Source organism: Peribacillus sp. NPDC058002, from assembly GCF_042886655.1.
Classification (GTDB): domain Bacteria; phylum Bacillota; class Bacilli; order Bacillales; family DSM-1321; genus Peribacillus; species Peribacillus aracenensis.
The window spans coordinates 1-18,784 of sequence record NZ_JBHVQU010000020.1 but is presented as its reverse complement, the minus strand read 5'-3'; the positions used below and the strand labels follow the sequence as shown (position 1 = coordinate 18,784).

Here is an 18,784-nt window from a genome sequence, read left to right as displayed (position 1 = left end):
TCCCTATATTTAAATAGTTATTTAACGGCTCCATCTGCAATTCCTTTGATAATTTGCCTCTGAGCAAAAAAGTACGCAATGATGACTGGAATGATGGATAAAGTAAGTCCAGCCAAGGCAAGATGCCATTGCTTCGTATATTGACCGAAAAAGAAGAATAATTTAAGCGGAATGGTCTCCGATCCCGCTCCGCCAATAACAAGGGATGGCAGCAAATAGTCATTCCATATCCAAATGACATTTAAGATGCCAACTGTAATCGACATCGGTTTTAATAATGGAAAGATGATATACCAAAATACCTGAAACCGGTTAGCACCATCAATCTTTGCTGCCTCATCAAGTGAGATGGGAATCCCTTTTAAGGTACCATGATATAAGAATATGGAAAGACTGCAGCCAAAACCTAAATACATGAAAATCAGTCCGGCCTTGTTCAACATCCCTAGCTGTCCGAATTGGGCAACGAGCGGTATCATCACAGACTGAAACGGAATTAGCATGGCTGCTACAAACACGAAGAAAAGCAGGGAACTTATTTTACTTTTGTTTCGGGAAAGGGCGTATGCTGCCATCGCAGAAAAAATGATGATGATGACTACACTGACGCCCGATATCAATAAGGAATTGAATAAAGTCCGGAGGAAATCCAATTGCTCGAAAGCTTGAATGAAGTTTTCGAATGTCCAGGTTTCAGGCAGTCCCAGCGTATCGGCAAATATATCCCGTTTCATTTTGAAAGCATTTACAAGCATTAAATAAAACGGAGTGAGCCATAATACGGCCAAAATGAATCCGATGAATCCAATCAGCCACAATTTCCATTTTCCCCTCATCACAGCTCAACCTCCCGTTTTTTATTGAAATAGACCTGTGTCAGCGAAACAACCGCCACGATCACGAAAAAGATAACGGCTTTTGCCTGTGCATATGCCATATCGTTTTCGGTGAAGGCCGATTTTACAATGTTCATCGCAACCATTTCAGTTGAATTATAGGGAGCTCCATTCGTCAAAGAAAGATTTTGATCATAGATCTTGAACGAGTGGGAAAGCGTCAAAAACAAACTGACGGTAAAAGCGGGTGCCACTAGTGGAAAAATTATATGGCGAAAACGCTGGAAGCTGTTAGCTCCATCAATTTTTGCCGCTTCGATCAAGTCTTCAGGTACAGCCTGCAAATAGGCAATATAAATGATCATGATATATCCGGCCATTTGCCATGATGTTAAAATGATCAATCCCCAAAAACCTGTATCAGTCGTTGATAACCATCCATTAAATGCTTCGATCCCAGTCAAATCACCAATCGCACCGAAGACCTTAATAAAAATGAACTGCCAAATAAAGCCCAGAATCAAACCGCCTATTAAATTGGGCATAAAGAAAACCGTCCGCAATATGTTGCTTGATTTAATTTTCGAAGTCACGATGAGAGCCAAACTTAATCCGATGATATTGATTACCACAATTGCCGCTACGGAAAATTTAATGGTGAACCAAAATGTATCAAGGAACCCTTTATCCGTAAACAAGTCCATATAATTCTTAAGACCGATGAAATCCGGCGTCCCTAAACCGTTCCAATTCGTAAAGGAATAATAAAATCCGTAGATGAGTGGCACGATCACAACCAAAATGAGTGCAGCAAGAACAGGTGTCAAAAACAGCCAATATGCGGCATCCCGATTTCTCAACGAAACCGACCTCCTTGAAATGATTTAATAGTTAATGGTTTTAGATCATGACTGGGTTATTTGATGAATCCCTTGTCGAGGCAATTTCCCTAGGTGACTTTTCTATAACAAGGAACAACCAATCGGCACAGTTTTCTTTGCCGATCGGTCACTTGCATTTCCCAATACTTATTTGCTATGAATCTTCTCCCAATTTTCAATGTTCTGTTGGACAAGTTCCTCCCAAGTCAATTTACCGGTTACGTATTTTTGGACACTTGCCCCAAGATCATCGTTCCAACCAACCGGATATCCATTAAACACCCAGCCAATCGTGTTTCCTTCTTGGGAGTATTTATAAATTTCTTTTGAAATTGGATCGGCAATTTTTTCGACATCATATCCTTCATATGCAGGAATGAATTTAAAGTCTTCCAAAACGGCCTTTTTCCCTTCCTCGGATGTATACATCCAGTCGAGGAACTTCTTCGCTGCTTCTTGTACCTTTTCATCCGATTTCTTGTTCACTGCCCAATAGTTCGGTACGCCGACCGGCATGCCTGCAGAGTCTCCATTTGGAATCGGGATGATGCCAATTCCCTTTTCAGCTAACTCAGGGTCCATATCATATACTGTGTTATACACCCAGTTGCCTTGCTGAATGATCGCAACCTTTTCAAGTGAGAACAGCTCTTCCACTTGTTGGGAGTAATCGAGACTTGCTGTCGGCTGGACGGAATATTTATTTTGGATATCGACCATTTGTTTAAACTTGTCACCATCCGTGAATTTAACCGTTGGAGCCTTACTTGCCTCTAACACATTCCCATCAAACTCCGGTGCTAAGAAAACATTGGATAAATGGTTTCCTGTCACCCACTTCTCTTTAACCGGATAAGCGAAAACTGCATCGATTTTCAATTTGTCTTTTTGCGAATCCATTTTCTTGACTGCCGCCTCTAAGGCTTCATAACTTGTAATTTCATCAGGATTAATTCCGGCTTCTTTAAATATCCGCTTGTTATAAATCAAGCCGTATCCTTCCTGGTTAAATGGAAGTCCAAGGACTTGCCCGTCCTCTTCCACGCCATCCAAAGTGCCATCAAGTGCTGCAGCAGCAGCCTTCGTATCCTTTAAATCCGTTAATCTATCTTTATATTGTTCAACATCCACCGGTCCGCCAATGTTAAAGACCGCCGGCTCCTCACCTGAAGCGAACTTTGCCGTAATGGCTGATTTATAATCATTTCCGCCGCCAACCGTCGATACCTTGATCTTTACATCTGGATTCTCTTTTTCGTATTGTTTTGCCAATGACTCGAATTGCGACTTGAATTCTACCTTGAATTGAAATATATCCAGCGTCACGACATCCTTTGAGTCGCTATTTCCACCAGTTGAAGAGGAGCATCCAGCCAAAATCACACTAAAAACTAATAAAACAGTAAGAATTCCCCCGTACCATTTTTTACGCTTCATGCCTACCGACTCTCCCTTTTTCATAAGATTCATGCAATTTTAAGAAAACGTTTGCATAAAATAGTAAAATAAAAGCCTTTCATTCTATAAAGATCATGGTCTATCGTACTTCTTTTACATCACCTCCTCACAGAAATTTTTGCAAACGTTTACATTTATGCGCTTTATATTACCACCAAATTCCATACTTTACAATAAAATTGTAGTATATTGTAAAAAAAGGATATCAATAACTCTCTTAACCTAATTATATGATTCAGAAACCTATGATTATTCCTTTATCCGATTATTTATTGTACGGGCATTTTCATTCATGGCATTGCCTACGAAAAAAGGGAAACCCGTCGGTCCCCCTCTTTTCACTTCAATATCATCTTCACATTGGATGAACCGTATTCATCCTTCAATTCATAATATTTATCGCTTGCTTGTCCAAATTCTTTAAACACACCGCTAATGATCAATTCATTCGTTTCCTTATCAACGACACTGTACTTGATCTTGCTTTTTCCGAACTTTCTGTCATCCACTTTTAAAAGGATCATCTTGGACACCTCCACATTTAATGGCTGCACTCCTCAGGGTGTGTGGTTTCTTACTTACATAATATAACAAAATATTAGGAATTTACAGATTTTTCGCATTGCAAAATAAAAAAGCCTATTAGGCCTTTTCATTCGCATATACCATATCCGCCTCACAAATCGCATCAGGACTTCGAGATATCCAGGAATCCTTCACCAAATACGTCCCTAACATCATGTATCGCTATAAAAGCATTGCTATCCGTCGACTGCACTATTCTCTTTAACTTTAGTACCTCTTGCTTACTTATAACGATATATAAAATATCCTTGGATGCCTTTGTATAGTATCCATGACCGCTAAAAACAGTGACCCCCCGGTCCATCAATTCGGTTACTTGTTTTGCAATCTGGTCCGCTTCATTTGAAATGATGGTAATCGCTTTTTTCGGGTTCAATCCCTCAATGATGAATTCCATCGTTTTTGTTCCAATATAAAGCATAAGGATAGTGAGCATCAGGCCTTCTGCACCAATGATGAAATAAGAGGAGAACGCAACGATCAAATCGAAAAACAGAAGTCCATAGCTTAAGCTCCATCCCAAATACTTATTCGTAATTCGGGCCAGAATCGTCGTACCGGCAGTAGTGCCTCCGACACGAATGATCATGCCAATTCCTGCACCGGCAAAAACTCCGCCAAATATCGCATTGATAACCAATTCATCTGAAGAAATCGTCCAACTTTCGGTTAAATGAAGGAAAAGTGAATTAAATGCAACGGCTATGATTGTATATACCGTTGTCATTTTCGACAAATATTTATAACCGACGATCAGTAGGAAAGCGTTAATGATCAAACTTAACAGCCCTGGTGACCATTCAAAAAGATAAAATAAAATGATGGTTATCCCCGTGACTCCCCCCTCACCAAGTTCATTGGGAATGACGAAAAGATTTATTGCCAAAGCGAAAATAAAAGCTCCTATTAAGATAAAGAAAACATCTAAAGAAATCTTTTTCATATTTATTACCCTTCCTTTATGTAATGGTTAATGTGAATTCGGTAATTTCACTGCTCTATAGTAACATGGAATTCCATTTAATCCTTCAAAGATTTGAAGGTTTAACAAAAAGACTACCTTGGAAGTTAGATTATCTTCAATGAACGGGCTTAATACATACAAATGGGACTAATTTTCACTAAGCTCTTTTATACATTAGCTTAACAAAGCCGCTGCCCATTCAAATATCATTAGCCTCCTTCACCCAAAATTTATTTTTATGTTAGTTTCATGTTTCTCGACTTGGTTCAAATAACCAACCGCACGCTTTTGATTTGTGTCTTTTTTTGACCTTTGATTACTCCCAGATTGGATTTTTAATTTATTATCAGTCCTTTTTCAAGGCTTGACAGTTTCATTGGGTCATGATTAGAATATTTTATATGTTAACCTGTTTTTATTTTAGTTAACATATAAAAAGGAGAATGGGCATGCTCAGTGAAAAACAATTACCTTGTTGGGAAGAAAAAATAAAGAAGGAACTGGCTTATTTAGAAGAGATATCGCAAAAGCGTGAACTCGTATCGACGGCATTCGCCGAGCAGACATGGCTTATGATCAATGGGTGCAGGATGCTGAATCTAGCTTCTAATAACTATTTAGGATATGCAGGGGATGATCGGCTGAAAAAGGCGATGGTGGATGCAGTACATACATATGGTGCAGGAGCAACGGCTTCACGTTTAATTATTGGCAATCATCCCCTTTATGAGCAAGCCGAACAAGCTCTTGCCGATTGGAAGAAAGCCGAGGCGGGACTCATTATCAACAGTGGATATAACGCGAACCTTGGAATAATATCCACCCTGCTGTCCCGAAACGATATTATTTATAGCGATAAATTGAATCATGCAAGCATTGTCGATGGAGCTCTTTTAAGCCGTGCAAAGCATATACGCTATCGTCATAATGATTTAGATCATTTAGAAGCATTTTTGAAAAAAGCACCAATTGAAGCACGTAAATTAATCGTGACGGATACTGTCTTCAGCATGGACGGTGACTTTGCTTATCTCGAAGACCTCGTTCGGTTAAAGGAACGTTATAACGCAATGTTAATGACAGATGAAGCGCACGGAAGCGGCATCTACGGTAAAAACGGTGAAGGTTATGCCGGTCATCTCCAACTTCAAAATAAAATAGATATCCAAATGGGAACATTCAGTAAAGCGCTCGGTTCATTCGGTGCCTATGTCGTCGGAAAGAAATGGCTAATCGACTATTTAAAAAATCGCATGCGCGGATTCATTTATTCAACTGCACTTCCCCCGGCCATTCTCGGTGCCATAAAAACAGCGATTGAACTTGTACAGCAAGAACCAGAACGCCGCTCACTGCTCCAAACACATTCAGAACATTTTAGAGAAGAACTCACATATAACGGGTTTAATATTTGCGGAAGCCGATCACAAATTGTTCCTATCGTCATCGGGGAAAACGAAAAAGCGATGGAATTTGCCGCACGTTTACAGAAAGAAGCCATTGCAGCTATTGCTGTCAGGCCGCCGACCGTTCCTGAAAATGAGGCGAGAATCCGGTTTACCGTAACAGCTCTCCACGATAAAAAAGAGCTTGATTGGGCAGTTGAAAAGATTTCAATCATTGGAAAGGAAATGGGTGTTATTGAATGAAACAGCCGAATTTAGTCATGCTTCCTGGGTGGGGAATGGAAAAAGGCGCGTTTGAACCGTTAATCAAACCGCTGGCAGATGTATTCCACCTTTCATTTATAGAATGGAGAGATATGAAAGCACTAAATGACTTTGAAGAAAGAGTCATAGACACAATCGCTTCCATCGATGGTCCAGTTTATATACTGAGCTGGTCATTAGGATCACTAGTATCACTTGAACTTGCAAGTTCGTATCGAGAAAAAATAAAAGGTTTTATCCTTTTTGGTGCAACAAGTCGGTTTATAACAGGAGAGAATTATTCATTTGGCTGGGATCCACGAATGATCGAGCGCATGAAGAAACAGCTACAACGCAATAAAGAGAAGACTTTGGCTTCTTTCTATGAAGCGATGTTTTCCAAAGCTGAAAAAGAAGAAGGTTTATATCATCAATTCATCAAGACCATTCAAAGCGAGTTTTATGGAGATGATGTGTTTTCGCTTCTTATTGGCTTGAATTATTTACTTCAGAAAGATGCTAGAGCAAGCCTCAACAGGATTGAAGCCCCCTTTTTACTGCTTCATGGGAGGGAAGACAACATTTGCCCACTCGAAGCCTCATCTTTCATTAAAGAAAACCTCGGTGGGAAAGCCGAGTTTCATATTATCGAAGGCGCTGGCCATACTCCGTTTTTCACAAGACCACAGGAATGTATGCAGCAGATAAAAACATTTATTCAAAAGGAGTACACTCATGATTGATAAGCGATTGTTAAGTAAGCGGTTCAGTGAACATGCGAAAACATATGACGCGTATGCCAATGTTCAAAAAAACATGGCAAAACAATTAGTGGATTTTCTTCCTGAAATAAACACCAACCATGTAACCAATATTCTTGAAATTGGCTGCGGAACTGGTTACTTAACCAGGTTACTCGTCAAAATATTCCCTAATGCTGCTATTACGGCTGTTGATTTGGCACAAGGAATGGTCGAAGTGGCGAAAGGAATGACAGATGAAGAACGTGTTACATTTTTATGTACGGATATCGAAGAAATGGCGCTTAATGAACATTACGACTTGATTATTTCCAATGCAACGTTTCAATGGCTGAATGATCTTCCTGCAACCCTTGAAAAACTGTTTACACGATTAACGGCTGAAGGAAGCCTCATATTTTCAACGTTCGGAATAGATACCTTTCAAGAGCTTCATATGTCATATGAACAGGCGAAGGACAAGCTTCAGCTAGCCATTGATAGTTCACCAGGTCAAGTGTTTTATTCTCTAGAAGAATTATCCAAAGTTTGTGAAGAAGCAATCTCTTTTTCAACAGCAGTTCCAATCGAGATAACAAAAATGGAAGAGTTTGAACTGGAGTACTTTCAGACAGTACGTGAATTTTTCACTTCAATTAAAAAGATTGGTGCGGCTAACAGCAACAAAGAAAACTACTGCCAGCGCCCTTCCTTTTTTCGAGAGTTAATCAACATATACGACAAAGAATATCGAAATGAATTAGGTGTGAAAGCAACCTATCACTGTTTGTTCTTAAAGATAAAAAAATATGATCAAGCAGAAGATAACTCTGGATACAAGCAAAATATTATACATGATTGCAGGCCCGATTGACCAGGTTCCAATCCAAGCGATTTCTGCCGCCTCTCATTTGGAAAGGCGGCGACTATTTAATGATCAGCTCATGAGAGTGTGTTTTATAGCTTCATCCAAAAACCTTGCCATCCGTAATATTGACCACTCGATCACATAAATCCAACATTCTTTCATCGTGCGTTACCATGATGGCCGCTTTATTTCTTGACTTCACCTCATGTGCAAGCATTTCAACAACATCCCTGCCTCTTTTGGAATCAAGACTTGCAGTTGGTTCATCCGCTAAAATGATTTCTGGGTCATTCATCAGCGAACGGGCGATGGCTACACGCTGCCGCTCACCGCCCGACAGTGCTTCCGGCAAGTGATCTGCCCGATGTCCAAGTCCAAGGTGGCCAAGCAATTCTTCCGCTTTTTTCATGGTTTTTTTATCCCGCTTGCCAATCAGTTCAGAAAGTAGCAAAAGCTGATCCCGTACGGTGAGATATGGCACAAGATTCGATGATTGGAATACAAACCCGATCTTTTCAAGGCGCACTCTAGTCAATTCTTTTGGGGATAGAGTTGTAATATCCTCATCATTCAGCAGTAAGCGGCCTTTGCTCGGAGATAGTAAGGCACCTGCTATCGAAAGAAAAGTACTTTTTCCTGAACCTGAAGGACCCACGATGGCGACGAACTCCCCCGCCCTCACATTCAGGGAAATATTATCAAGGGCTGTCACCTTATTATCGCCTTCCCCATAAATCTTACTGACGTTTTCAAATAATAGTTTATCCCCCATCATGATACCCTCCCTATCGCTTCAATCGCATCTATCTTCGCTACTCGGTATAGTGATAGCAGTGAACCTAATACGGATACAACCAAAAGTAACACGGAATATTTAACGACCAAATCGGTACTCAATTCAAATGGCATTCCTTCTGGCATGATTAACGTGACTCCATATGTCAGGGCAGCACTGATGGCTATGCATGTCACGGCAAGCAGCATTACTTGACCAACAATACTTTTTGCCAGGTAGCCCGTATTGGCCCCAAGTGCTTTAAGGACTCCAAATTGATTCGTCTTCTGCAAGGTAATCACATAAAAGAATACCGCCAAAACGAAAGCTGCGATGACAAACAAGAAGGCAATCATCATCGTCAACGTACCCTGTTCCTCTTTGTATCCTGGTATACTCTGAAGTGATTCTTCTTTTGAAATGAGCGTTAGTCCTTCAGGCAATGATTCACGTACATTTTCTTCTGCCTTCGAATCCATTTGCACGGCTATTGTGCTGATTGAATCTTTCTCTTGATTTTTTAATGCAGGATTAATCTCCTGCCACCCCTTAACATTCATGTAAACTACCGGTGAGTGGCTGTAAGACTGCTTTTCAGTAAATCCAACAATGGTGAAAACCTTACCTGATAAGTCATCTTTAAGTGAATCACCCAATTTATACCCCACTTCTTTTAAAGAACGATCTGCTACTACTTCACCTTGTTTCTCAATGTCATAGTTCGTTCCTTCAATGACCTTCGGTGCTAAAATGCCACTGGCATCGGTCGCAAAAATGGTGACATCCGTTTTCTCCGATGAGCCGATTTTATTCAATGTGATCATCATTTGCCCCAGACCTTCGGCTGCTTTAACATCCGCCGAAGCCCGGATTTCATCCAGCTTCTCCATGGATATGATCGATCGATTCAATTTATTTTTGGAGTCATGCTCCATTACGAAATAGTCGGCCTTCATGTTTTGTATGGATGAAGCATTATCCGAAGAGAGTCCATTAGCTAATCCTGAAATGATAAAGACAAGCAAAGCGACCAACACCATGATCAGTCCAATCAGCAGATAACGTAACTTTGAATGCTTTAGTTCACGTATTGCCAAAAACATTATTTCATCTCCCATTCCTTCTGTTTACCGATCAAGTCCTACTTGATTCGGTATGACCTGATTGTAAACAATCAATATGAATGGAAGATGAACAACTGATTACATAAGGGGCAACCGTATATAAAAAGTGGTCCCTTTACCGAGTTCGCTTTGAACTTCAATCGTTCCCCCATGAAGTTCAACCGTCTTCTTTGTAATCGAAAGACCTAATCCGCTTCCTGTTTCACTCCTGTTCCTCACTTTGTCGACTTTATAAAACCGATCAAAGATATAAGGGAGGTCTTCTTCCGGAATTCCCATACCCGTATCCGCAATCATCACTTCAACAGCACTGCCTATTTTTTTAATCAGAATATTGATCGAACTGCCGCTTTCCGAGTATTTAATGCTATTGGTTATCAAATTCGTCCATACTTGATTTAAAAGTTTCTCATCTGCAGAAATGGAGGTTGAAGGCAAATCCATTTCGATCACCATATCTTTTTCCCGCCAATTCCATTCCAGCATGAACAACACTTGCCGTATTTGTTGCGCTAAATCGAATTGGGACTGTTGCAACGGATCATCCACTTTATCCAACGAAGCAAGCATGAGCAGCTGTTTGCTTAACAACGACATGCGCCTGCTTTCTTTTTCAATAATGGACAAGTACTGATTTCTTTGTTCTTTTGTTAATTCCTCCGATTGAAGTGTTTGGGAAAAACCTTGGATGGATGCAAGCGGAGATTGAATTTCATGGGATACATTCGATACGAACTCCTGCCTCATATCATCCAACCGTTGGATACTATGAGTCATTTTCGAGAAATGCTGTGCCAAAACCCCTATCTCATCGCTTCGGCTGACATTCAATTCACTACTATAATCCCCATCTGCGATTCTTTTTGTAGCTTCCGTTAATTTCGTAATCGGCTTAACGATGAAACGCGTGTTAATGATTACAAATAAAAAGCTGAGAAGGAGCGTGAGTACAAGCAAAACTGCAAGGAAAAAGCGGAATTCACCAAACTGCAGCTCTATATTCGGCCTTACAAACAATGCGTGTTTTTCACCATTGACGTCCATCGGGACCCCAATGCTATTAATCAATACATCTTCAAAAAATCCGGTAATAAATAAACCATTATTATAATGGGCGATCCCTTGATAGGTCTTCCCGTTCAAAACTGCAGAAATCGTGTCTGGATCCAATGCCGTTTCCCGAAACGGCTCACCGTATAAAGTTCCTTCACCTTGCTCATTAAATAGATACATTTGATAGTGCAATCCTGCAATATGATTTAAATACGCATCAATATCCTGATCAGGATTTTCCTCATATAAGGAGACGATATCATTTGCGACTTTCTTTATTTTCTCACCATTGTTGGGTTTTTGAACCTGATGATAATAAACATTGGAAATTAAAAAAGCGATGACACTGGCAAGCACCATGATTAAAATGGTTTGAATAACTATCCTGAAATAAAGTGTTTTCACTTCTTGTTGACCTCCAGTTTATAACCTAAGCCACGGACAGTCGTTATAACAAAATCATCGGTCCGCCCCGCAAATCGTTCTCTTAACCGTTTAATATGGACATCGACCGTCCGATCATCCCCTTCAAAATCAGCACCCCATACCAATTCAATAAGCTGCTCACGCGTAAAGACTTGATCAGGAAAGCTCCCCAGCTGAGCTAGCAGCTCGAATTCCTTAAGCGGCAGGAGCAGCGTATTCCCCATTATTCGAACTTCATAACTTTTACGGTCAATGACCGTTTGATTCAATGAGATTGATTCAGAATTCACCATACGGTACCTTCGCAATAGCGCTTTTATCCGGAATAGAAGTTCCCGTGGCTCGAATGGCTTCACGAGGTAATCATCCGTACCCGCAAAATACCCCTTTTCCTTATCGATAAGTTGATCTTTAGCTGTCAATAAAATGACCGGCAGATCATATTGATCCCGGATTTCCTTACAAAGATCCAGTCCGTTTTTAAACGGCATCATAATATCGACAACCGCCAGATGGATCCGTTCCTTCTCTAGTATCAAGGAAGCCTCATTCCCGTCCTTTGCTTCCGATACCATGTATCCTTCCTTTTCCAAGTGAAATTTAAGCAACTCCCGAATATGCCGATCATCATCCGCGATTAATATATGTATCAAAGAAATCACATCTCCACTTCTTTTATAAACTTACAATAGCAATAATTGATCCTGTAAAACAACAAATACTAATTCAATCTCCAGTTCCTTATTGACTAGTTTGCCACTAATATACAGCACCCTCTTATTTTTTATTAAAGGATAAAGTAAAAAATCGGACAGAGGTCCCTATTTCTATAGTAAATGTCATATTCATACTATTTCAGCGGAAGAGAATTATAGTTCCAAAAATCATCGTTTTAAATATGACTGTCCATAATGAAAATACCCACAAGGGATTTAAAAAAAAGGTTTAAAATATTCTGAATATAAACTATAATTGTTTTATTTTAAAACATCTAGGAGGGTCACTATGGGAGTAGTAGAGAAAATCAGCACTTTTGCTGGTAAAACGTTTACCATTTGGGTCATTATATTTGCCATTATCGCTTATATCTTGCCTGATCATTTTAAATGGATTGGAGCCTATATTGTTCCATTATTAGGAATTGTCATGTTTGGCATGGGACTTACACTATCAGCATCGGATTTTAGAGAAGTTTTCCGGCGTCCAAAAGAAGTGGCATTAGGGGTAGCAGGACATTTTATCATTATGCCATTACTGGCATTTGCATTAGCAATAGGGTTCGATTTACCGAAAGAAGTGGCCGTTGGGGTTATTTTGGTTGGATGCTGCCCTAGTGGAACAGCATCCAATGTCATGGTGTTTCTTGCGAGAGGAAATGTTGCGCTTGCAGTTGCCATTGCTTCTGTTTCCACTATTCTAGCGCCTATCGTAACCCCCCTGCTTATTTTGCTCTTGGCAAGTAAATGGGTCGATATCAGTATTGGATCATTATTCATCTCCATCATTCAAGTGGTAATCATCCCTTTGTTGCTTGGATTCATCGTTAAAAAGTTTTTCGGTAAACAGGCAGAAGCTGGGGCAAAGGCTCTTCCTCTAGTATCTGTCATTTCTATCGTTCTGATCGTATCTGCCGTAGTGGCTGGCAGCCAAGCTCAGCTGGCTAAAACAGGTTTGCTTATTTTTGCGGTTGTCGTTCTTCATAATGTTCTTGGTTTTCTTCTCGGCTTTTTCTTTGCTCGATTATGCGGGATGGATTTAGCTAAACAGAAAGCTGTTGCCATGGAGGTTGGTATGCAGAATTCCGGTTTAGGTGTAGCTATAGCAACTGCCCACTTCTCGCCTTTGGCCGCTGTACCTAGTGCCATTTTCAGTGTTTGGCATAATATATCAGGTTCCGTTCTGGCCTTTATTTTCAGTCGCATGAAAGATAAAAAAAATGCAGGGACAAATAATTCGATAAAAACAGACGTATCATAATATTGTTGGATGAATAAAAAAAGCCGATTGAATAATCGGCTTTTTTTATGTGTATCAACCATCCCCGCCTTTGAAATTCAAAGGAAAATATCAATGATTGTGGGTTCGATTCTTACGGAATATTTTAATCTTTCATATTTAAAGGGCGATTTCCCATTTCCCGATAGATGAACTGATTGCCCTTGTTGGGAGTATTTTTTTGAACTACCTGCTATACTACTAGATAAAAGTAAGTTATGGAATTTGCTAATGATTCGGGTTATAGTAATTGATATCATTTTAAGGATGAGGAATATAATGTCACCAAAAATAAAATCTTCAAGAAAAATTGCTAAATATTCATTAATGATCATGGGAGCGGGTTATATTGCAACCACTCCATTTCAAGGTACGTTGCCACTGGATTTATTACATGGAGGGTTTGAGGCAGGATTAGTTGGTGGTCTGGCAGATTGGTTTGCAGTCACTGCATTATTCAGGCACCCCCTTGGATTACCGATCCCCCATACAGCGCTTTTGCCCAACAATCGTAAAAGAATGACAAATGCACTTGTTTCGATGCTAAAAAATGACTGGCTTTCTAAGGAAAGTATTCAAGACAAAGTAAAACATGTTCCTTTTACAGAAAAATTGATTCCCATTTTAGTAAAAGAGGTACAAAGTGATACTTTTAGAAAAGTCCTGATTAAACTTATCAAGCAATTGATTTGTTATATAGATATAGAAAAGATTACACCTTTCGTTGCAAAAAAAATTGAATCATCACTTTCTAACATAGACATGGGCAAGATTCTTCATCTAGTAAGTTCAGAGTTACTTAATGAACAATTCGATAAGAAGGCTCTGGATCATGTTTTGAAAAAAGCGGAAGATTGGTTAAGGAAAAAACAAACCAGCCGTCGACTTGGCACTGTTTCCATGGATGTACTAAGCAAGATTGAACTGGATGGCATGCTTCAGTTTGCGGTCAAATCCATTCAAAGTCTGCTTAACGAAGAGAAACTTGGGAATATCATACAAAACCTTTTGTTAAGTGTCGTAAATAATTTACAAAACGAGAAAGAACCAAATAGAGAGGCTTTAATCTTATATATCCGAAATGAGATACAAGGCATTAACCATAACCGGGAACTGTTAGAAGGAGTTGAAAAATGGAAAAAACAACTTCTGACAAAATGGGAACCTGAAGCGACAATAATGGGAAGTCTACAACAAATTCAACAAGATGCGTTAGATTTCGTAGAAGGTGAACACTTCATGGATACTTACCTGACTCCAATGATTCAGCACGTACTGGACAACATAAAAGAGAATAGCACGAACATCGATCAATGGATACAGAAACAAATTACTGTTCTCATTGAAAAAAATCATACGCAGATCGGTAAGCTTGTACAGGAAAATTTAGATAAGCTAGACAATGAAACACTGATTGATATGATGGAAAATGGTGTAGGAAAAGACTTACAATGGATTCGTGTGAACGGAGCGGTCTGTGGTTTTATAATAGGGCTTATCCTGACAGGTGCACAGGCTCTGCTTAAGCTGTTATAATTCAGGTACCTTCGCCGATATTGTAACGGAAGAATACTGTCATTACTAAATCAATTGGGGCTGATTCGCTGCCTTTAAATTCCTTATACAATTAGTTTGCCACCAATATGCAGGAACCTCTTTTTTCGAAAATGAAGAGATAACCAAAAAGTAGCCAAGGTTTTCAAGAAACACCTTGGCTAGCTTTTCATTTTGTACAACATATTCATCAAAGCCCCACTTAAAGCAGGGCTTCAATTAACTAAGGTTTGAATTGCTGATCACTAAGCCAGCCATCAATATGATCTAAATTAAAAATCAGCAAATTATCGATGGGTCTGAGATGGGGTATCTTTTTATTTAATATTAGATCATTGATTTCCTCTTCGGTAATTGGATAATTTACCGACTCAAGGTAAATTATTAAACTTTTTATACCATAGGCTTTCCTCATTTAATCACCTCCCACCAAATTCTCCTTATTCAACATAAAGAAAACTTAGTGCTAGATATTAAATGTAAGACCGCTCAATACTTTATACCCGCTTTTCGAACGAATAATCACTTTTACTTTATGTAAAGAACTAATGGACTTTAAAGGCGCTTTAAATGAGGAAATTAATCTAATGAATAGGGATTCCTCTCCTCGATTATCTCCACTTCATCCCATTCCACGGATTTGGAGTACATATATTTATCGGTTCGTTCAACCCCCATCTTTTTAGCAAGTTCAGTGTTTGTTGTATCCAACAATACTTTTCCAGTTTCACTTTCTTCAGATGCCTCTTTTTTAAAATTCAACTGGGACACCAAGCATGTCTCCGATAATACCGCCATACAGACTTGGTAACACTCTTTGTTTTAGATTAAATCTCAAAAAACTTTTACTATCGTCTTCCCATCTGTCTACCATTCTTCTGCCTGCCATTGATTCCACCTACTTTTTATTTAAGTACTATTTTGTCACCTTCAGTACTCCTTGATTAATTTAAATGTGCTTGGTTGGTGTTTTAGGTTTGAGAGATGGTTATAATCGGCACTAGGTAACCTCATCTTAAACGCTTCATTACTTATTTTTGGAGACTAAAACAATAATTTTTCTGTTCTTAATCTTTTTATAAAGTTGTCTAAAGCATCACTTTCATTATTAAATTTTGTAATAGAACCTGTAACCACACTAGCCCTTTCATCAGTTACATAAACTGCCCATTGATCACCATCAACTGTAATTCCTACCTCATTTTCTCTTTGTGGATGTTCATTAAACCAATTGTAACGTTTTAATTTCTCTTGCTCGATTATTTCTTTTGCTTCCAATTGTTTCATTTGTTTATTCTCCTTTAATTTAAATAATTAGAAAAATATATCTTTGAAGTAATTACTTAATTTCTTTTAACATCCCTAATCCTTTAAGCCATTCTACAGGTAAAGGAAGTTCATATTGAATTCCCCCTCCTGACCTTAGCCGCACCAGCCACACCGCCGATTCCGAGTGCCATCAACAGGCCGTTCTGGCGCTGTTCCTCGGTTAGCTGGTTGCAAAGTGGATAAAAAAATAAATTATATAAGTTATAAGATATAAAAAAGCCCCTTATAAGGGGCTTTTTCTATTGTGCATATTAGGGGAACAGCTCAATAAATATTATAGGCGGTTGAAGCGAATAAGTTAATCTAATGAATAGGGCTTCCTCTCCTCAATTATCTCAACTTCATCCCAGTCTACATATTTGGAATACATATATTTATCTGTTCTTTCAAATTCCATTTTCTTTGCAAGTTCAGTGTTGGTTGTATCCAACAGCACTTTACCTGTTTTTCCATCTTCAGACACAGAAAATAACTCACCTTTATATTTTGCCTTTGAATTTATCTTAAATAAATTTTCTACTTCTTCTACAGAAACATTTTTTATATAAATATTCTCATCTAAATGTTTAAAACCATGAGATAGGTCAGATTGTTTATTACTTATTAATCTTATTGATTTATCTTCCAGTAGCCTAAAGCTATACTCGTCACCATTATACATTGCATACTTACCTTTTCTTATCATAGTTTCCTCCATCTAAATCTACATTTTTGTTATATCTATAAATCTTTTATAATCCGCATGATATCTTCCAACCAATACTTCTTGCCCATTTTCAACCTTATATAGTTCTGCTCCATTTTCAGGTAAGTATCTACCATCAAACTTAAATTCCGGTACAACTCTATCATTTCTAGATCCTGTGAAGCCATTTAGTGTACAAGGGGGTCCATCTGTGTTTATTCCATCAAATTTCTCACCATATGGAACAAAAATTGAATCCACTTCATCTGTCTTAAATTTTATAACACCGTAGGTACTTCCTCCATCTGGAAATGGTCTTTTCCCATTCCAATCCGTATAATCTAGCCTCAAACTTTCAACGAAATCGTCATAAAGTTTTATATCATGTACATCTTCGGCTTTTGCAACGTAGCCTCCAATTTCAGAATATGTGCCATCTAAGTATTTTTCTATATCCTGCCCAGGAATGGTTTTCTGTAAAATAGTTGTCCTTGTAATAGGTGGAACAGCTTCTCTAATTGTTTTTAATTTTTCTACTTCCAAATCCGTTAACTCATCATGCGATTTTAATTTTAATTCTTTAAACTCTGATGAGGACATGCCCACATTTTTGAGTACATCATCTATTTTACTATTAAAGCCTTGTAGGTCCTTTAATTTTTTTGAGTCAAATTGGGTTTTAACTTTTCTACCATTAGTTGTTTGTTCACTAACATTTTTAAGCTGTCGACTATCCACATACTTAGCCGCACCAGCCACACCGCCAATTCCAAGTGCCATCAACAGGCCGTTCTGGCGCTGTTCCTCGGTCAGCTGGTTGCCGAACATGTCTTTGCCGGTGACTCCCTCAAAGAGGCCGTTGGCGGCGAGGAGTCCGTATATCCCGTATTCGGTTTTCTGTAGGAGGCTAAAGCCTTTTGTCGTTTTATAGGCATCGAGCGCGTGGTCTGCTGCGTTGAGTCCTTTGGCGGTTTTGTAGATGGCGCTGCCGCCTTTGATGGCCCGGCCGGCCCAGCCGACGACGGGGATGAATCCAGCTGCTGCCATGGCGCAGGCTGCGATTCGTTCGGCATCGGACAGCTTGCGTCCGGTTACTGGATCGACTCCGGTTGAGGCCCTGATTGAATCATAATATCCCGTGAATTCCCCTGTAAAGGTTTTTGTCGTATCCCAGGCTTTTTCGTACCATGGGCGGTTTTCGAGTTCTTCCATTTCTTGTTCGATTTTTCGGGCTTCGGCTTGCTGCTTTTTGAAGGTCTGATAGTCTTTCATCTGACCGGCGACCTCATCCTTCACTTGATAGACGCCACTATTCTTGAATGCCGATTGGTTGAACGTCAGCGGCGAAACGTTGCCGTCCTGTCTGGTGGCATCAAGCAAGGCGCGGAAGAGGCTAACGGCGACGTTTTCCTGCCCGACGGACACATCATATTCCTCGACCAATTGCCGGTCGACATTCTCGACCTTTGTCACGGTATCATCCAGCCTTTGTCCGGCCAGCGTGATTTTTTCATTAAAGTCCTTTTGGTCGAACCTATCAAGAGGCAGGATATCGTCAATGCTGCCGAGGATTCTTTGAAGATCGTTCGCTTGTTCATCGACAAGCGACTTCGCTTGGTTGATGCCGTTCGAGACTTCCCCATCTAAAAAGGGAACCTCGACCACCGTATTTCCGGAGAGGTCCGCCTCTTCCATACTGGCCGGAATGCCTTCCAAAAAACTGATTTGGGTCGTGAATAGTTCCATCCAGGCGTCCGCCACCTCGATTTGCGCTTCATAGAAGCTTTTGATGGCAGCGGCACCGGCTCCTTGAAACTCATTGTCCAAGCCGACGATGCCCTGAAATTCCTTTTTCAGGGCTG

19 protein-coding genes are annotated in these 18,784 nt (G+C 39.7%); 5 read left to right on the top strand and 14 right to left on the bottom strand.

The window, feature by feature from the left end; genetic code table 11:
* Positions 1-17: 17 nt before the first annotated feature.
* The 5 genes from ACFVSH_RS06445 to ACFVSH_RS06425 form a co-directional block, all read right to left on the bottom strand.
* Positions 18-836 (bottom strand): carbohydrate ABC transporter permease, encoded by an 819-nt coding sequence (locus ACFVSH_RS06445; RefSeq protein WP_192207690.1) that lies wholly within the window; start codon positions 834-836, stop codon positions 18-20.
* Positions 836-1,696: a carbohydrate ABC transporter permease gene (locus tag ACFVSH_RS06440; RefSeq protein ID WP_387705286.1), complete on the bottom strand. Its 861-nt coding sequence runs from the start codon at positions 1,694-1,696 to the stop codon at positions 836-838. Before ACFVSH_RS06440 ends, ACFVSH_RS06445 begins: the two co-directional genes overlap by 1 nt.
* 168 nt (positions 1,697-1,864) lie before the next feature.
* Positions 1,865-3,154 carry an ABC transporter substrate-binding protein gene (locus tag ACFVSH_RS06435; RefSeq protein WP_387705284.1) on the bottom strand — a complete coding sequence of 430 codons (1,290 nt, stop codon included), beginning with the start codon at positions 3,152-3,154 and terminating at the stop codon, positions 1,865-1,867.
* Positions 3,155-3,513: 359 nt separating this feature from the next.
* The gene (locus ACFVSH_RS06430) at positions 3,514-3,699 is read right to left on the bottom strand and encodes a hypothetical protein (protein WP_192207687.1); all 186 of its coding nucleotides are present in this window, start codon (positions 3,697-3,699) and stop codon (positions 3,514-3,516) included.
* Positions 3,700-3,863: 164 nt separating this feature from the next.
* Positions 3,864-4,703, bottom strand: coding sequence for a YitT family protein (locus ACFVSH_RS06425; RefSeq protein ID WP_192207686.1), 840 nt, complete (start codon positions 4,701-4,703; stop codon positions 3,864-3,866).
* 470 nt (positions 4,704-5,173) lie between these two features.
* On the opposite strand from ACFVSH_RS06425, the gene bioF reads away from it, so the two are divergent.
* Genes bioF through bioC form a run of 3 tightly spaced genes read left to right on the top strand, consistent with a single transcriptional unit; the run spans position 5,174 to position 7,987 of the window.
* A complete protein-coding gene (gene bioF / locus ACFVSH_RS06420) occupies positions 5,174-6,373 on the top strand; it encodes an 8-amino-7-oxononanoate synthase (RefSeq protein WP_387601745.1) in 1,200 nt (399 codons plus the stop codon).
* Positions 6,370-7,116, top strand: a complete 747-nt coding sequence (locus tag ACFVSH_RS06415; RefSeq protein ID WP_387601742.1) for an alpha/beta fold hydrolase — start codon at positions 6,370-6,372, stop codon at positions 7,114-7,116. Before bioF ends, ACFVSH_RS06415 begins: the two co-directional genes overlap by 4 nt.
* Positions 7,109-7,987, top strand: a complete 879-nt coding sequence (gene bioC / locus ACFVSH_RS06410) for a malonyl-ACP O-methyltransferase BioC (protein ID WP_387601739.1) — start codon at positions 7,109-7,111, stop codon at positions 7,985-7,987. Before ACFVSH_RS06415 ends, bioC begins: the two co-directional genes overlap by 8 nt.
* A gap of 91 nt (positions 7,988-8,078) precedes the next feature.
* On the opposite strand, the gene ACFVSH_RS06405 is transcribed toward bioC, so the two are convergent.
* From ACFVSH_RS06405 to ACFVSH_RS06390, 4 genes are all read right to left on the bottom strand, one after another.
* Positions 8,079-8,756, bottom strand: a complete 678-nt coding sequence (locus tag ACFVSH_RS06405) for an ABC transporter ATP-binding protein (RefSeq protein ID WP_387601737.1) — start codon at positions 8,754-8,756, stop codon at positions 8,079-8,081.
* The gene (locus ACFVSH_RS06400) at positions 8,753-9,859 is read right to left on the bottom strand and encodes an ABC transporter permease (protein WP_387601735.1); all 1,107 of its coding nucleotides are present in this window, start codon (positions 9,857-9,859) and stop codon (positions 8,753-8,755) included. Before ACFVSH_RS06400 ends, ACFVSH_RS06405 begins: the two co-directional genes overlap by 4 nt.
* A 99-nt stretch (positions 9,860-9,958) precedes the next feature.
* Positions 9,959-11,338, bottom strand: a complete 1,380-nt coding sequence (locus tag ACFVSH_RS06395) for a sensor histidine kinase (RefSeq protein WP_387705282.1) — start codon at positions 11,336-11,338, stop codon at positions 9,959-9,961.
* Complete coding sequence (locus ACFVSH_RS06390) at positions 11,335-12,012, bottom strand: response regulator transcription factor (protein WP_076370693.1); 678 nt, start codon at positions 12,010-12,012, stop codon at positions 11,335-11,337. The genes ACFVSH_RS06395 and ACFVSH_RS06390 overlap by 4 nt, the downstream gene beginning before the upstream one ends.
* Before the next feature lie 352 nt (positions 12,013-12,364).
* Here ACFVSH_RS06390 and ACFVSH_RS06385 point away from each other — a divergent pair, with 352 nt between their 5' ends.
* Together ACFVSH_RS06385 and ACFVSH_RS06380 are read left to right on the top strand one after the other, a co-directional pair.
* The gene (locus tag ACFVSH_RS06385; RefSeq protein ID WP_387705280.1) at positions 12,365-13,336 is read left to right on the top strand and encodes a bile acid:sodium symporter family protein; all 972 of its coding nucleotides are present in this window, start codon (positions 12,365-12,367) and stop codon (positions 13,334-13,336) included.
* Positions 13,337-13,633: 297 nt separating this feature from the next.
* Positions 13,634-14,890 (top strand): DUF445 domain-containing protein, encoded by a 1,257-nt coding sequence (locus tag ACFVSH_RS06380; protein WP_387601726.1) that lies wholly within the window; start codon positions 13,634-13,636, stop codon positions 14,888-14,890.
* A 241-nt stretch (positions 14,891-15,131) separates the two neighbouring features.
* Here the strand turns inward: ACFVSH_RS06380 and ACFVSH_RS06375 are convergent, their stop codons facing one another.
* The 5 genes from ACFVSH_RS06375 to ACFVSH_RS06355 form a co-directional block, all read right to left on the bottom strand.
* A complete protein-coding gene (locus ACFVSH_RS06375; RefSeq protein ID WP_260286492.1) occupies positions 15,132-15,323 on the bottom strand; it encodes a hypothetical protein in 192 nt (63 codons plus the stop codon).
* Positions 15,324-15,487: 164 nt separating this feature from the next.
* Positions 15,488-15,679 (bottom strand): hypothetical protein, encoded by a 192-nt coding sequence (locus ACFVSH_RS06370; protein WP_387705278.1) that lies wholly within the window; start codon positions 15,677-15,679, stop codon positions 15,488-15,490.
* Between the two features lie 273 nt (positions 15,680-15,952).
* Positions 15,953-16,195: an Imm59 family immunity protein gene (locus tag ACFVSH_RS06365; RefSeq protein WP_387601720.1), complete on the bottom strand. Its 243-nt coding sequence runs from the start codon at positions 16,193-16,195 to the stop codon at positions 15,953-15,955.
* A gap of 340 nt (positions 16,196-16,535) precedes the next feature.
* Positions 16,536-16,922 carry a hypothetical protein gene (locus ACFVSH_RS06360; protein WP_387601717.1) on the bottom strand — a complete coding sequence of 129 codons (387 nt, stop codon included), beginning with the start codon at positions 16,920-16,922 and terminating at the stop codon, positions 16,536-16,538.
* 18 nt (positions 16,923-16,940) lie between these two features.
* On the bottom strand, positions 16,941-18,784 hold a 1,844-nt coding region (locus tag ACFVSH_RS06355), incomplete at its 5' end, for a ribonuclease YeeF family protein (protein WP_387705276.1).

Excerpts from the sequence above, each read along its gene's own strand:
- ACFVSH_RS06445 (WP_192207690.1), bottom strand. The coding sequence starts at position 836 with ATGAGGGGAAAATGGAAATTGTGGCTGATTGGATTCATCGGATTCATT.
- ACFVSH_RS06435 (WP_387705284.1), bottom strand. The coding sequence starts at position 3,154 with ATGAAGCGTAAAAAATGGTACGGGGGAATTCTTACTGTTTTATTAGTT.
- ACFVSH_RS06430 (WP_192207687.1), bottom strand. The coding sequence starts at position 3,699 with ATGATCCTTTTAAAAGTGGATGACAGAAAGTTCGGAAAAAGCAAGATC.
- ACFVSH_RS06425 (WP_192207686.1), bottom strand. The coding sequence starts at position 4,703 with ATGAAAAAGATTTCTTTAGATGTTTTCTTTATCTTAATAGGAGCTTTT.
- bioF (WP_387601745.1), top strand. The coding sequence starts at position 5,174 with ATGCTCAGTGAAAAACAATTACCTTGTTGGGAAGAAAAAATAAAGAAG.
- ACFVSH_RS06415 (WP_387601742.1), top strand. The coding sequence starts at position 6,370 with ATGAAACAGCCGAATTTAGTCATGCTTCCTGGGTGGGGAATGGAAAAA.
- bioC (WP_387601739.1), top strand. The coding sequence starts at position 7,109 with ATGATTGATAAGCGATTGTTAAGTAAGCGGTTCAGTGAACATGCGAAA.
- ACFVSH_RS06405 (WP_387601737.1), bottom strand. The coding sequence starts at position 8,756 with ATGATGGGGGATAAACTATTATTTGAAAACGTCAGTAAGATTTATGGG.
- ACFVSH_RS06400 (WP_387601735.1), bottom strand. The coding sequence starts at position 9,859 with ATGTTTTTGGCAATACGTGAACTAAAGCATTCAAAGTTACGTTATCTG.
- ACFVSH_RS06385 (WP_387705280.1), top strand. The coding sequence starts at position 12,365 with ATGGGAGTAGTAGAGAAAATCAGCACTTTTGCTGGTAAAACGTTTACC.
- ACFVSH_RS06380 (WP_387601726.1), top strand. The coding sequence starts at position 13,634 with ATGTCACCAAAAATAAAATCTTCAAGAAAAATTGCTAAATATTCATTA.
- ACFVSH_RS06375 (WP_260286492.1), bottom strand. The coding sequence starts at position 15,323 with ATGAGGAAAGCCTATGGTATAAAAAGTTTAATAATTTACCTTGAGTCG.
- ACFVSH_RS06365 (WP_387601720.1), bottom strand. The coding sequence starts at position 16,195 with ATGAAACAATTGGAAGCAAAAGAAATAATCGAGCAAGAGAAATTAAAA.
- ACFVSH_RS06360 (WP_387601717.1), bottom strand. The coding sequence starts at position 16,922 with ATGATAAGAAAAGGTAAGTATGCAATGTATAATGGTGACGAGTATAGC.